General features: G+C 62.5%; 12 protein-coding genes. 10 read left to right on the forward strand and 2 right to left on the reverse strand.

What is annotated here, in order from left to right; genetic code table 11:
- Positions 1–97: 97 nt before the first annotated feature.
- From mbhE to M1E10_RS08100, 9 genes are all read left to right on the forward strand, one after another.
- Positions 98–2,248 carry a hydrogen gas-evolving membrane-bound hydrogenase subunit E gene (gene mbhE, locus M1E10_RS08060; RefSeq protein WP_499175837.1) on the forward strand — a complete coding sequence of 717 codons (2,151 nt, stop codon included), beginning with the start codon at positions 98–100 and terminating at the stop codon, positions 2,246–2,248.
- 6 nt (positions 2,249–2,254) lie between these two features.
- A complete protein-coding gene (locus M1E10_RS08065) occupies positions 2,255–2,659 on the forward strand; it encodes a Na(+)/H(+) antiporter subunit B (protein WP_499175838.1) in 405 nt (134 codons plus the stop codon).
- Complete coding sequence (locus M1E10_RS08070) at positions 2,656–3,042, forward strand: NADH-ubiquinone oxidoreductase chain 4L (RefSeq protein ID WP_499175839.1); 387 nt, start codon at positions 2,656–2,658, stop codon at positions 3,040–3,042. The genes M1E10_RS08065 and M1E10_RS08070 overlap by 4 nt, the downstream gene beginning before the upstream one ends.
- Positions 3,035–4,540: a proton-conducting transporter membrane subunit gene (locus M1E10_RS08075; protein ID WP_499175840.1), complete on the forward strand. Its 1,506-nt coding sequence runs from the start codon at positions 3,035–3,037 to the stop codon at positions 4,538–4,540. The genes M1E10_RS08070 and M1E10_RS08075 overlap by 8 nt, the downstream gene beginning before the upstream one ends.
- Positions 4,537–4,872: a Na+/H+ antiporter subunit E gene (locus M1E10_RS08080; protein WP_499175841.1), complete on the forward strand. Its 336-nt coding sequence runs from the start codon at positions 4,537–4,539 to the stop codon at positions 4,870–4,872. Before M1E10_RS08075 ends, M1E10_RS08080 begins: the two co-directional genes overlap by 4 nt.
- Positions 4,869–5,159 (forward strand): MrpF/PhaF family protein, encoded by a 291-nt coding sequence (locus M1E10_RS08085; protein WP_499175842.1) that lies wholly within the window; start codon positions 4,869–4,871, stop codon positions 5,157–5,159. The genes M1E10_RS08080 and M1E10_RS08085 overlap by 4 nt, the downstream gene beginning before the upstream one ends.
- A complete protein-coding gene (gene mnhG / locus M1E10_RS08090) occupies positions 5,159–6,418 on the forward strand; it encodes a monovalent cation/H(+) antiporter subunit G (RefSeq protein WP_499175843.1) in 1,260 nt (419 codons plus the stop codon). The genes M1E10_RS08085 and mnhG overlap by 1 nt, the downstream gene beginning before the upstream one ends.
- A 125-nt stretch (positions 6,419–6,543) precedes the next feature.
- Positions 6,544–7,920 (forward strand): sensor histidine kinase, encoded by a 1,377-nt coding sequence (locus M1E10_RS08095; RefSeq protein WP_499175844.1) that lies wholly within the window; start codon positions 6,544–6,546, stop codon positions 7,918–7,920.
- Positions 7,921–7,924: 4 nt separating this feature from the next.
- Positions 7,925–9,262, forward strand: a complete 1,338-nt coding sequence (locus tag M1E10_RS08100) for a sigma-54-dependent transcriptional regulator (RefSeq protein WP_499175845.1) — start codon at positions 7,925–7,927, stop codon at positions 9,260–9,262.
- 269 nt (positions 9,263–9,531) lie between these two features.
- On the opposite strand, the gene chrA is transcribed toward M1E10_RS08100, so the two are convergent.
- Positions 9,532–10,935 carry a chromate transporter gene (gene chrA, locus M1E10_RS08105; protein WP_499175846.1) on the reverse strand — a complete coding sequence of 468 codons (1,404 nt, stop codon included), beginning with the start codon at positions 10,933–10,935 and terminating at the stop codon, positions 9,532–9,534.
- A gap of 5 nt (positions 10,936–10,940) precedes the next feature.
- Positions 10,941–11,753, reverse strand: coding sequence for a chromate resistance protein ChrB domain-containing protein (locus M1E10_RS08110; protein ID WP_499175847.1), 813 nt, complete (start codon positions 11,751–11,753; stop codon positions 10,941–10,943).
- Positions 11,754–12,042: 289 nt separating this feature from the next.
- On the opposite strand from M1E10_RS08110, the gene M1E10_RS08115 reads away from it, so the two are divergent.
- Positions 12,043–12,618, forward strand: a complete 576-nt coding sequence (locus tag M1E10_RS08115) for a DUF2585 family protein (RefSeq protein ID WP_499175848.1) — start codon at positions 12,043–12,045, stop codon at positions 12,616–12,618.
- The last annotated feature ends 41 nt before the right edge of the window (positions 12,619–12,659 follow it).

Raw genomic sequence — 12,659 nt, forward strand, 5'->3', positions numbered from 1 at the left:
CGGGCGGCATACCGGCTGGGTGATGAGTCTCATCCCACTGTCCATCTTCGCATCGTTCCTGATGCAACTTGCACCAGTGGCGAACGGGGAGTTGTTGATGGCCCAGCTTGCCTGGGTGCCCTCGCTCGGCGTTGAGCTCTCTTTCCGGCTCGACGGATTCTCGCTCCTGTTCGCCTTGCTCATCAGCGGCATCGGCACGCTGGTCGTGATCTACGCCGGGGCCTATTTCGCCGAAAAGCCGAGCGCCGAGATCGGTCGCTTCCTGACCCTGATCATGCTGTTCATGACCGCAATGCTGGGGACCGTGCTGTCGGACAATCTCATCGTCATGTTCGTCTTCTGGGAGCTGACGAGCCTTGCCTCCTTCTTGCTGATCGGTTTCGACGGCCACAAGGAAGCGGCGCGCAAGTCCGCGCTGCAGTCCCTCATCGTCACCGGCGGCGGTGGACTGGCGCTGTTTGCCGGCATCCTCGTCATCGGCACGGCGCTTGGCACCTTCTCGTTCACGGAAGTGCTGGCGCGGTCGGATGAACTGGTCGCAAGCCCCTGGGCCGGAACGATCGCGGTGCTGATCATCATCGGCGCCTTCACCAAGAGCGCGCAGTTCCCATTCCACTTCTGGCTGCCCAATGCCATGGCCGCCCCGACGCCCGCCTCGGCCTACCTGCATTCAGCAACCATGGTGAAGCTTGGCGTGTTCCTGCTGGCGCGCTTCGACAGCGTGTTTGCCGCAATGCCGGCCTTCGGACACACGCTGGTCGTCTTCGGGTCTCTGACCATGGTCATCGCCGCGCTGCAGGCATTGCGTGCCGAAGGCTTCAAGGCGGTTCTCGCCCAGTCCACGGTCGCCTCGCTCGGCATTCTGGTGATGCTGATCGGCCTCACCGGCGAGGTCGCGGCTGTCGCCACTGTCGGCTTCATCCTGACGCACGCGCTCTACAAGGCGGCACTGTTCTTCTGCGCCGGCACCGCCATCCATGCAACCGGCGAAGCCCGGCTGCACAGGCTCGCCGAGCTGGCACGCTTCCTGCCGGTCACTGCCGTCGCCGCAGTCCTTGCCAGCCTCTCGATGGCCGGCCTGCCACCCTTCGTCGGCTTCATCTCCAAGGAGTATCTGTTCGAGGCGCAGCTTGCCAACGATTCGAATATCCTGCCCATCGCCGCCGCCGTCCTCGTCAATGCCGTCATGGTCGGCGTGGCGGGCGTCGTGTCGATCCGACCGTTCTACTTCAAGTCGGAAGACGTCAGGGAGATCCACCACGGCGAAACGCCCGGCCTTCTGGCGGGACCGCTGCTGCTGGCGGCCGGCGGTATTCTGATCGGTCTGGTGCCGGGACCAGCGGGGCAATGGCTGATCGGCCCGGCCGCCTCCGCGCTTCTCGGACAGCCGATCGACGTGTCATTCAAGCTCTGGCACGGCCTGACGCCGATGCTGGTCCTGTCGATCCTCGTCGTCTCCATCGGCGCCGTCATCGTCGTGCAATGGACCCAGATCCACAACGCATTGCGCCGTCACGACGGACTGTATGCCTGGCTTGGCGACCGTTTCTACCACAAGGTGCTGAACGGCATACTGGCAGCGGCACGCCTGTCGACACAGGTCCTGCAGAACGGTGATCAGCATCGCTACACCACGCTGGTCATCCTGACCGTTACCGCAGGATTGGCACTCGCCTTCCTGGCTGCACCGTCCGACGATTTCCTGACGTCGGAAGGCAGCATCCGCATCTCGGTCGCGCTCGTCCTGTTGCTGACGGTCGTCGGCGCCGTGGCGACGATTGTCGTTCGCTCTCTGATCGCCGGGCTTGTCTCCGTCGGCATCGTCGGCTTCGGCTCGGCCGTGATCTTCATGCTGAACGGCGCGCCTGACCTGGCGCTGACGCAGATGGCTGTCGAAACGCTGATCGTGATCCTGATGACGGCCGTGCTCCTGAAGTTGCCGTCCCGACGCCGGCACTCGCGCACGCTCTCCGAGCGTCGGCGTGACGGAATGATCGCCACGTGCTTTGCCGGGATGATGTTCATCGCACTGGCCTCCCTCGGCGTCACACCGATCGACCTGCGCCTTTCCGAGTACTTCGGCGAGACGAGCTATCTGGAGGCCTACGGCCGCAACGTCGTCAATGTCATCCTCGTCGATTACCGCGCGATCGACACGCTGGGCGAAATCGTCGTCGTCGCACTCGCCACCATCGCCGCCTGGGGACTGCTTCGCGGCACCCTCAAACCCGCCCGCAACAAGGAGTGACCGGTCATGTCCGTCATCTTTTCCACCATGTCCCGCCTCTTCTTCGTGCTCATGCTTGCGGCCGCCGTCTACATGCTGTTCCGCGGGCACAACGAGCCTGGCGGAGGTTTCATCGGCGGCCTGTTTGCGGCCCTGGCATTTGCCCTGATTGCTCTCTCCGACAGCGTGGCCAAGGCCCGCAAGGCGCTGATCGTCCACCCGGTCGTGCTGATCGGGACGGGCCTTGTGCTTTCCTTCGTCAGCGGCCTGCCCGGCCTCGTGTCGGATGGCTCCTTCCTGACCCATTGGTGGTTCGTGCTTGGCTCGACGCATCTGGGTACCGCGACCGCATTCGATATCGGTGTCTTCATGGTCGTGATCGGTGGTGTCCTCTCCCTGGTATTCCGTTTTTATGAAGGAGTGGAGCAGTGAGCCTGATCTACGCGTTTGTCGTCGCCGCACAGATGGGTGCCGGCATCTACCTCCTCCTGTCGCGCCACATGATGCGCATCCTGTTCGGCGTCGTTCTCCTGTCGACCGCAGTCAACCTGCTGATCTTCATCGCGGGCGGCCTGCAGTTTACGGCGCCGCCGGTCATTCAGCAGGGCGCGCAGACGCTGGGCGAAGGATCAGCCAACCCGCTCCCCCAGGCGCTCATCCTGACGGCGATCGTCATCGGGTTCGCACTCGTGTCGTTCGCAGCGGCCCTGGTGCTCAAGGCCTATTACGCCCTCGGTTCGGTCTTTACCGACGATCATACCGACGCCGAGGCACTCGGCTCGCCGTTCGACAAGGAGGCCACACGCAATGGCTGACACGCTTCTCCTGTGGCCCGTCGTCCTGCCGCTGCTGGGTGCAGCGCTCGCCGCTGCCTTCCAGTCGCGGCCCGCGGTCCAGCGCATCATCGCGCTCGCGGTCATGACACTGACGCTCGGCGCCTCGCTTCTTCTTGCCAATGCGGTGATGGAGGGCGACATCCTGACCAAGGCCTTCGGCAACTGGATGCCACCTTTCGGCGTCGTCTTCGTTGCCGACCGCTTCAGCGCCGCGATGGTGGTGATCTCCAGCCTGCTGGCGCTTTGTGCCTTGATCTTTTCCATGGCCGACCTTCGCCAGCGCCAGGTCCGTGGCGGCTTCTACCCGCTGTTCATGGGGTTGATGATCGGCGTCAACGGCGCGTTTCTGACCGGCGACATCTTCAACCTCTATGTCTGGTTCGAAGTGATGCTGATCGCAACGCTTGGCCTGATCACGCTGGACCGTACACGCGCCCAGATCGACGGCGCGATCAAATATGCGGTCCTCAATCTGTTCTCGACCATCCTATTCCTGATGGCGATCGGGCTGCTCTATGGCGCAACCGGCACGTTGAACATGGCGGATCTGGCCATGGTTCTGCCGCAGACGGAATCGTCAGCGGCGCTGACGCTGTCGGCGATGATGTTCCTGCTCGCCTTCGGCATCAAGGCCGGCTTCTTCCCGATGTTCTTCTGGCTTCCGGCCTCCTATCACACGGCGTCCATCATCGTATCCGCCGTCTTCGCTGGTCTCCTGACCAAGGTGGGCGTCTACGCGCTCTTTCGCGTCTTCACCCTCCTGTTCGAGGTGGATAACGGGACGTTGAAGCCGCTGATCGGACTATTTGCAGCCGGCACCATGGTGTTCGGTGTCTTCGGTGCCGCGGTGCAGTGGGATGTCCGGCGCATCCTGTCGTTCCACATCATCAGCCAGATCGGCTACATCATGCTGGGTCTGGCAATCGCAACGCCGCTCGCACTTGCCGGTGCCGTCTTCTACATCATCCATCATATCGTGGTGAAGGCGAACCTGTTCTTCATCGCCGGCGCCATCCACCGGGCGACCGGCACCTTCGACTTGCGCAAATCCGGCGGGTTAATGAAGTCCTCGCCCATGCTGGCGGTGCTGTTTGCCATACCGGCCCTTTCGCTCGCGGGCATTCCGCCGCTCTCGGGCTTCTGGGCCAAGCTGATGGTGGTAGATGCCTCCTTCCAGGGGGATGCGGCCTGGCTTGCCGGTGTTGCGCTGTTCGTCGGCCTTCTTACGATCTTCTCGATGAGCAAGATCTGGATCGAGGCCTTCTGGAAGGAGCCGGTGCGCCAGGTCCGGCTCCGTCCCGTGCCGGCGGCCATGATCGCTCCGATTGCGGTGCTCGGGGTCATCACCCTCGCCATCGGCTTCAACCCCGAACCCCTCGTCGCCTTCTCCACTCTGGCCGCCGACAGCATCGGAAACCGTGCCGTGCATATCGGCGCCATCTTTGACGGAAATCCCACAGCAGGAGTGACGCCATGACCATCGTCAACCGCATCGGCATGTCCATGACCCTGGGCGCGGTGTTCATCAGCGAGCTCGTCCGGTCGTCCCTTGCCGTGGCGCGCCAGGTGCTGGGTGACAGTTCGCAGCTCAAACCCGCGATCATCGCCGTGCCGCTCGACCTGCGCAGCAGAGCGGGGGTTACGGCACTCGCAAACTGCATAAGTCTGACGCCGGGGACGACCTCGCTCCACGTCAGCGAGGATCTCGCCACCCTCTATGTTCACGTTCTGGATGCGCCGCAGCCCGATGCGGTGGTGGAAAGCATCAAGACCACGTTCGAGACACGCATAAAGGAGATCGAAGGATGATTGAGCTTCTGGATGGGATCCTATCGACATTTGCCGCCGTCATGATCGCGGTCCTGATGCTACCGCTTCTGCTGGCCGCCGTACGCATGGTGACCGGCCCCGGCTATGCCGATCGCTTCATCGCGCTCGACATGCTGACCGGCATCGCCGTTGCGATTGCCGCCCTGACGATGATCGTCACCGGTCGGCGAGAGTTTCTCGACGTCGCCTTCGGGATCGCGCTGATCGGCTTCCTGGCGACCTGTTCGCTGTCAGCGCTCCTCGAGAAGAAGAAGGAGGATCTGTGATGCTTGCGATCCTGTGCATCCTGTTCAAGCTGTCCGGCGTGGCATTTCTCTGCATCGCCGCCCTGGGCGTCATCAAGCTTTCCGATCCGTTCCAGCGCATGCATGCGGCCACCAAGGCTGGAACGCTTGGTGCCGGCCTGGTCATCATTGGCAGCGTTATTGCTCATGGAGAGGTCGATGCGACGCTGATGGGACTGCTGACCGTCATCTTCCTGCTGCTGACGGTGCCTGTCGCAGGCCATCTTCTGGGACGCGCCGCCTATGTCTCCGGTGCGCGGCTGACGCTCACCGGCGATGATGCCCTCGACGGCGTTCTGACGCGGGCCGGCCAATCCCTCGACAAGCGAGCCGGCTGGATTGCCCTGGCTCCAAAAGAACAGGGAGATGCTGGTCGAAACACCTCCGAGCGGCCCAAGGCGACCCTGCGGCCAGGACCGAAGCCCCAAAACAACATGCTGGCGCTGCCGGCCATCGAGGCTGTCCGGTTTGCCGTCATCAACGGACATGTCCTGCCGGTGGCCGAGCGCGCTTGCGCCATTGCCCAGAGGACGGGAGCGAGCCTTTCGGCCTATACAGTCATAGACACGCATGCGATTCATGCTGCGGGTGATCAGGCCCAACTGCGCCGGCTGATCCGCGAGCGTGCCAGCAGCGCCATCAGCGACCTCAAATCGGTCACGGCAGGCGCCGACGTCGCTTCGGTCTTCAACTACGACGAAGGCGATCCCGAACACATTCTTCGCTGTGAAACAGAACCGGGCCGGACACTTCTCGTGCTGCCGTGCCAGGGCTGGTTCCATCATCAGGTCGAGGCGCGGCAGGAACACACGACCTGGGAGCCGGATGGCCTGTTGCGTTTGCCGGACTGCCATCGCGGCCCTGTCCTCTTCGTGGCCGACAAGCCATTGCCCGATACCGCCCGTACGCTGGTGGTGCGCGATTGCGGCGAAGACCACCTGGCTCCCCTTGTGGAATGGGCACTGCTCTGTGGGCTTTGGGATGTGACACAGCTCCTGCATGTCACGGACAAGCAGCTCGGGGATGACCGATTGCCCGAGATCGCGGATCGCTTCGGCTGCAGTTACATCAGGCTCGCCGCGTCAGAGCGCGGATGCGCCATACCGCACGGCATCGAAGGCCTGCGCGCAGTCGTGCTCGGTCGCACGCCACGACCGCTGCGGACAAGGTGGTATGGCAGCTCTTGGCTCGACCGTATCGCACCTGACATGGCTGGTGATGTCCTGATCATGGAACGATGAAGGGGCCAACCGCGATAAAGTGCTGGCAGGCCGACTTGCAGATGGTCTAATCAATCCGCATGTCCTCGCCTCTGCGCCCAAGGCTGCCTCTTTCCATCGCGCTACCCCTGTTTGTGGCGGTCGCGATGTTTCTGGTGGCAGTCGGCACGACCCAGATCGGCGTGATGGTGCTGCGGTCGAGCAATGAGACGGGCCTGCGCGATCAGGCTCTGGTTTTCCTCGATGCCGTCGCCGGCAACATTGCGGCGGAAATCAATGGGGATGATGCGCGGCAATCCGTGCGCAAGACCCTGGCGGCGTCGCTGGAGTTTCGCACCGCGCTTCTGGAAGAAAGCATTGCCGTACGTTGGACCGACGAGTCGGGCCGCCTCGTCACGGTCGCACTGGCCGAGACCGACGGAGACCTGCTGGATGCCGCCTTGACTGACGCACAGTCAATCAGCCCCGACGAGGTCAGCATCAGGGCGGTTCCGGAGCGATCGGTCCTGTTGGTTGCACGCAGCTATGGGATGAATGAGGGTCGCCTGTTTCTGGCCGCAACGTTCGACACGAGACCGCTTGAGGATGCGGCTGATACTGCGTCCGATGCCGCCGTGGGAATAGACATCCTGGTGGCCATCATCGCCGCAATTGCGGCTTATGCCGTGACGCGGCGTGCGCTCAAACCTCTCGATCGCTTCATCGACCGGTTGGCCGAGCCGGCGGGATCTCCCGCGAAAGACTCCGACTGGCGGCGCGGCGACGAATTGCGTCAACTGGAAGCCGCCCTGGTCATGCGCGAGCGATCGGAAGCACAACGGGTCTTGATCCTGGAACAGATGGCACAGCAGGAGCGCGACGGGCTCCTGGCCCGCATGGCGGCCAGCATCGCCCACGAGGTGCGCAACCCGCTTGCCGGGCTCAAGAACGGCATCTCGACGCTCAAGCGCTTCGGCGACCGCGAGGATGTACGGAAGGAAACACTTGAATTTCTGGAAAACGGGCTCGATAGCATCGGCCGCGTGGTGGACGTCACCCTGTCCACCTATCGCCGGCGGTCCGGATCCAGAGGGATGGCCGCCCAGGACATCCGGGATCTCGAGCTTCTGATCGCTCCGGAAGCGAGCCGTGCCGGCGTTGACCTGGTCTGGAAACTTGAGGAGCCGACGCAGTTCGTGGTCGACGTCGATGCCCTGCGCCAGATCCTGATCAATCTGATGCTGAATGCCGTACGGGCGTCACCGCAAGGTTCAACCGTCACCGTTTCGCTCACCCGCAAGGATGCACGAACGGTCATCCTCAGCGTCGCCGACGAGGGACCGGGAATGCCCCCCGAAATCGTCGCCGCAATGATCTCCGGCCGATTGAACGACATCCCCATGGAGCGCAGCATAGGCATCTGGATCGTTGCCACCCTGGTGGAGCGGATTGGCGCCGATTTGTCGATCCGAAGCGAGGACGGTACGGGAACGACAGTGCAACTGACACTCTCGGCCGCACCGGAACGGCAAGCGGAGGCATGAACCCATGAAGGCAGGTCGCATACTGGTGATCGAGGACGACGCGACGCTCGGCATGTCGCTGCAGCAGCGACTGGTGCTGGAAGGGTTCACCGTGCAATGGGCGCGGTCTGCGGCAGAGGCCAATGCAGCTCTGAAAGACGGAGCACCCGACATCATCCTCTCCGATATCCGGCTTCCAGATGGCGACGGAGAAACCGTGATGCGCCGGCACTTCGCCCGCTTTGGCCTGGTTCCCGTGATTTTCATGACGGCCTATGGCGACATCGACCAGGCCGTTCGGCTGGTGCGTGACGGCGCGCTCGACTACGTCAGCAAGCCCTTCGATCTCGATGGACTTGTCGAGACCTTGCGCGGCATCACGCGCCGCAACGACATCGTACCGGAGCTCGGCGCTGCTTTTTCCGGCAGTAGCGCCATGCGCAAGGTTGGCATGACGCTGCTGCGAGCAGCGGACATAGACCTGCCTGTCCTTCTTCTCGGCGAGACCGGAACAGGCAAGGAGGTCGCCGCACGCTATGTCCATGAGACCGGCCAGCGCCGGAGCCTGCCGTTCGTGCCGGTCAACTGTGGCGCCCTCCCGGCAGACCTGGCCGACTCTCTCCTGTTCGGTCACGAGCGCGGTTCCTTTACCGGCGCCTCGGGCGTCCATCGCGGCTTCTTTGAAGAAGCGGAAGGCGGCACCCTGTTCCTGGACGAGATCGGTGACCTGTCGCCGGTCCTGCAGGTGAAGCTGCTCCGCGTTCTCGAGACGCGGGAATTTCGGCGGCTGGGAGGAAGCGAGGTCCGCAATTTTGGAGCGCGCCTCGTCTGCGCTACCAACAGGGATCTTGAAGCCATGGTCACCGAGGGCCTGTTCCGTGAGGATCTCTGGTTCCGCATCAATGTCATTGCCTGCACGCTTCCACCGCTCAGGGAACGAAAGGAAGAGCTTGCATCCCTGCTCGAGACCATCGTCTCCTCCGCCGCCACAAGGCTCGGACGCAGCAGTCTCGTCGTGGACGATACGGCATATGAAGCCGCCAAAAGCCACAGCTGGCCCGGAAACATTCGCGAACTGATCAACCGCGTCGACCGCGCCATCGCAATGGGTGACGGGCGTGTGTTATCGCAGGCGGATCTCTTCCCCGAAGGACCGGTGGCGACGGAAAGCGCCGTCGCGGGCACCCCGGGCGTCAACGCCACGCTGTCGGATGTCCGCGATTCCGCCGAGCGTGCCCATATCAAAGCCGCTTTGGCGAGAGCTGGCGGCTCAGCGAAGGACGCTGCCGAAAGCTTGGGCGTCTCGCGCACCACACTTTGGGAAAAAATGCGGCGACTGAAGATTGCACCGGGCGACCGCTAGGGCATGCGCGTTGATGGACAGAGGCGAAGTGGCGGCTCTGGCGAGGCCGCAAATTCTCAGACTTCTGTTTGCTCCACCGCTCCATCAGAGAAGCCTCAGAACTGCCGGTGATGGTCGAGAGCGGAGAGATCTGGCTCGACGACCGGCCGATCGGCTTGAAATCACAGGCGAGCGTGATCGACCGAATGACCAGAAGCAGGCGCTAAACGGAAAACTATTTCCACGACGTGCTCAAGGCAGTGCCGCATGATCCCTACTATGGCTCTCTCTTACTGCGTTTCGCTTATCACCTTCCATGCGATCCCGAGCAAAGCCGAGACGAGCAACACCGCAATCACGGACTGCCTGAGGGCAAACAGTGCGACGGCGGCCAACAGCGTCAGAGTGAGCGAGGGCCAGTTCACGGAACCGAGAGCCGGGACATCCACCGATAGGGGCCCAAGAGCCAGCGTGGTGACTTCGCTAAATAGCACATGTAGCCCAAACCAGACAGCAAGGTTCAGAATGACGCCGACCACCGCCGCTGTGATCGCGGCCATCGCCCCGCTGAGTGCCGCATTGCCCCGCATCCGTTCCATGAAGGGCGCTCCGGCGAAAATCCAGAGGAAGCTCGGGATGAACGTGACCCAGGTCGTCAGCACGGCGGCGAGCGTGGCGGCGGCCAGAGGGTTCATGGTTCCGGGTTCGCGATAGCCCGCAAGAAAGCCGACGAACTGGGTGACCATGATCAGGGGACCGGGCGTGGTCTCAGCCATTCCCAATCCATCCAGCATTTCTCCAGGCCGCAACCAGCCGAATCCCTGCACGGCTTCCTGCGCGACATAGGCAAGCACCGCATAGGCACCGCCGAAGGTGACGACGGCCATCTGGCTGAAGAAGACGCCGAGCTTGGAGAAGACATTGTCCTGACCGAGCGCCAGCAGCAGCCCGGCAACCGGAAGAAGCCAGAGTGCCGCAAGAGCGCCGGACGTCTTCAGCGACCATGCAAGGTTCGGCGCGGCATGAGGCGGGATGTCTTCGCCAAGAAGGGAATCTCGATCTTCCAGGATTTTACCAGCACCTGACTTGTGCCCGCCACCGATGCGGAAGGCTGAGGCTCCGCTGCGACCGCCGAGATAACCGATGATCCCAGCGGTGACGATGATGAGCGGGAAAGGCACGTGAAGGAAGAAGATCGCCACGAAGGCGGCAGCGGCCAAGCCGATCATCGGGCCGTTCTTGAGCGCCCGGCTTCCGATCCTGAACACGGCCTGGATCACGACGGCAAGGACTGCGCATTTCAGGCCGAAGAACATGCCCTCGACCACGCTGACGTTGCCAAACAGGACGTAGATGTAGCTGAGTGCCAGGATCGAGAGAAAGCCCGGCAGCACGAAGAGGAGGCCTGCGATCATGCCGCCCAAGGTGCGGTTGAGGAGCCAGCCGATATAGATGGCGAGCTGGTGAGCCTCCGGGCCCGGCAGAAGCATGCAGTAGTTCAGCGCATGGAGAAAGCGATGCTCGCCGATCCACCGTTTCTCGTCGACGAGGATACGATGCATGACCGCGATCTGGCCCGCAGGTCCCCCGAAGCTGAGGGCTGCCACGCGAGCCCAGACTTTGACGGCTTCCGAAAGAGGAACGATGTCAGCGTCAGCCACGGAATGATGCTCAACTTTACCGAGGTCCGTCATGTTCTTCATCCTCTCCTCGGATTTGGCCAGTTGTGGCTCTCGCCGGTGGCGTCTCGGCACCAGCGGTAGAAGGCATCATAGAGCGTCAGCCCCGCCTCCAACTGTTCGAGATCGTCGTTGAACATGCGCGACAGCCCGAGCGATGCCGCCAGAAGACCGGGCACTTCCGGGGCAAGGTCAGGCCGTGCCGTATCGGCCCCCCGCACGATCCTTGCCAGATGCAGGAGGGGATCCGTCTTCAGGCCGAACTCCTCCACCATCACATCAAAGGTACACAGCTCGCCGCGATGGCTCCAGAAGACGTCCTCGATGTCGAAAGGCGTCGCGCCGAAGCGGTCTCCCACGAGGACCACCTCGCTCGCGGGGACGAACAGAAAGACTGCAGACGGGTCGATGAAGCGGCGGATGAGCCACGGGCAGGCGATGCGGTCGATCTTCGGTCTTGCCCGGGTCACCCAGACTGTGCGGCCCTGGGCATCTCGGGCCGGAAGCTTGTCTTCCGGAACGAGCGCTCCTGCGCCATCACGCCAAGCCTCAAAGCCGCCTTCGAGCACTTCGGCCTGCTTGCCCATGGCGCGCAGATGGGCGGCCACGCCGTGGCCAAGCTTTTGCCCTTTCTGGCAGAAGACGATTGCGGGACCGGATATGTCAGAGCCCCATTCCGTCACGCGGCGAAAATCGCGGCGGATAGAGCCGGGGATCAGCCTGGGATCGCTGCCGAAGTCCTCGTCGTTGCGCACATCGATGATTGTCGGCAGGTTCGGCGTGCCGATGATGCGGCTGAGTTTGTCAGGTGTGATTTCCAGATATGACGGCATAGCGCGTCCCTCCGTTTGATCGGTTTCATAGGACGCGATTCTTTGGCCGTGGCCTCGTGGGGTGATCGCAACCCCATGGGCGGCATCTTGCTGTGGCCGCCATGATTGTCAAGTGCCCGCAAAGACGCCTCTGATCACCCTCCGTGCCCAGATGGGACAATGCGAGGTTGATGAAGTGACGTCGTGACGCGGTGGGTTCCAAAGGCTTGGCTACAGGCCCTTGTAGCCCTATCTCCGTCGCTTGCCGAGTGTCACCACGATGTTTGGCACGCAGATTGAAGGAGAGTCAGTGCCTGAGAAGCGGGAGTATGGTTTATGGACGCAACGCCATGGCGATCGTTATCTTTATCTCCCGTTTCTGATCGTTGCCGGTCAAATAGGGGTTCTGTTGCTGTTTGGCCGCTCGTGGTTCTGCACCTGCGGATCGATACGTGTTTGGCAGGGCGCGCTGGATCCCCATCAGAATTCACAGCAACTGACGGATTACTACTCTCTCCTTCACCTTGCCTTCGGTGTTGGGCTGTTTGTGTGGCTGAGTGCAATCAGGCCGCATTGGCCTCTGGCTCGCCTACTCACCTATACCGTCGCCAGCAGCGCCCTGTGGGAAATCTTCGAGAACCTGCCGTTCATCATTCGAGTCTTCGTCAACGACGGAAGCGGCCTTCACTACTCGGGGGACAGCATCGCAAACTCGGTTTCCGACACCATCTTTGTGATTGTGGGTTTCACGCTCGCCTCGCGCCTTTCCACCGGCTCGGCCGTCGCCGCCATGATTTTCTTGGAGACACTGACTTTTTTTATGATCGGTGACGGTGTGGTCGCGGGTCTCCTGCGCATCGCCGGGCTGCCGATAAACATCGGCTGAGCGAGTCGAAGGATGCCGAGGCTTGAAGGACGGGTCTTGCC

This window comes from Rhizobium sp. PK7-22, from assembly GCF_056530405.1.